This is a genomic window from Kitasatospora sp. NPDC022785, assembly GCF_055561295.1.
Genome location: NZ_JBVHHB010000074.1, coordinates 1 through 1,276, shown reverse-complemented (window position 1 = coordinate 1,276; position 1,276 = coordinate 1). Strand labels below are relative to the sequence as shown.

Annotated in this window: 3 protein-coding genes; all 3 read right to left on the bottom strand. The window is 69.4% G+C overall.

All coding sequences use genetic code 11. From position 1 onward, the window contains the following. Positions 1-2: 2 nt before the first annotated feature. Positions 3-386 carry a metal-sulfur cluster assembly factor gene (locus tag ACZ3YO_RS39910; RefSeq protein ID WP_396320486.1) on the bottom strand — a complete coding sequence of 128 codons (384 nt, stop codon included), beginning with the start codon at positions 384-386 and terminating at the stop codon, positions 3-5. Positions 387-409: 23 nt separating this feature from the next. Continuing rightward, the gene (sufU, locus tag ACZ3YO_RS39905) at positions 410-871 is read right to left on the bottom strand and encodes a Fe-S cluster assembly sulfur transfer protein SufU (RefSeq protein WP_465547532.1); all 462 of its coding nucleotides are present in this window, start codon (positions 869-871) and stop codon (positions 410-412) included. A gap of 16 nt (positions 872-887) precedes the next feature. After that, positions 888-1,276: aminotransferase class V-fold PLP-dependent enzyme (locus ACZ3YO_RS39900; protein ID WP_465579202.1), on the bottom strand; the 389-nt coding region annotated here is incomplete at its 5' end.

Genomic DNA, 1,276 nt, shown 5'->3' with positions numbered 1-1,276 from the left:
TCTCAGACGTTGAAGCCGAGGGCGCGGAGCTGGTCGCGGCCGTCGTCGGTGATCTTGTCGGGGCCCCACGGCGGCATCCAGACCCAGTTGATGCGCAGGTCCTGGACGAGGCCGTCGGTGGCCGTCTTGGCCTGGTCCTCGATGACGTCGGTCAGCGGGCAGGCCGCCGAGGTGAGCGTCATGTCGATGGTGGCCACGTCCGACTCGTCGATGTGGATCCCGTAGATCAGGCCCAGGTTGACGACGTCGATGCCCAGCTCGGGGTCGACGACGTCCATCAGGGCCTCGGTGAGGTCCTCGACGGAGACGGTGCCGGCAGTGGTGCCGACGATGACGGTCGGGCCCTCCTCAGCGGAAGGGGCGGGCGTCTCGGTGGTGTCGCTCATGGTGTCTGTCCTCCTCTTCTGCGTCAGTTGGTGGTGCCGTCGACGGCGGGCCGCTCGGCCAGCGCCTTGGCGGTGGCGTCCTTCCAGGCCATCCAGCTCAGCAGTGCGCACTTGACCCGGGCCGGGTACTTGGAGACGCCGGCGAACGCGACCGCGTCCTCCAGCACCTCCTCGTCGCCCTCGCCCTGGCCCTTGCTCTGCATGAGCTCCAGGAAGGCCTCCTGGACGGCCTGCGCCTCGCCGACGGTCTTGCCGACCACCAGGTCGTTCAGCACCGAGGCGCTGGCCTGGCTGATGGAACAGCCCTGCGACTCGTACGAGACGTCGGCGACCGTGGCGCCGTCGAGCCTCACCCGCAGGGTGATCTCGTCCCCGCAGGTGGGGTTGACGTGGTGCACCTCGGCGTCGCCGTCCCGCAGCCCCTTGCCGTGCGGGTTGCGGTAGTGGTCCAGGATGATGTCCTGGTACATCGAGTCGAGCTTCATGTCGTGGGCCGTCCTGTCAGCCGAAGAAGTTCCGGACGTGGTGCAGGCCGTCGATCAGGGCGTCGACCTCGCCCGGCGTCGAGTACAGATAGAACGACGCCCGCGTGGTCGCCGGAATTCCGTACCGCAGGCAGACCGGCCGCGCGCAGTGGTGGCCGACGCGCACGGCGATGCCCTGCTCGTCCAGCACCTGGCCCACGTCGTGCGGGTGGATGTCACCCAGCGTGAACGAGATCGCGGCGCCGCGGTCCACGGCCGTGCGCGGGCCGATGATCCGCAGGTCCGGGACCTCCAGCAGGCGCTCGACGGCGTACTCGGTGATCGCGTGCTCGTGCGCGGCGATCTTCTCCATGCCGATGGCCGACAGGTAGTCGATGGCCGCGCCCAGCCCGACCGCCTGGGCGA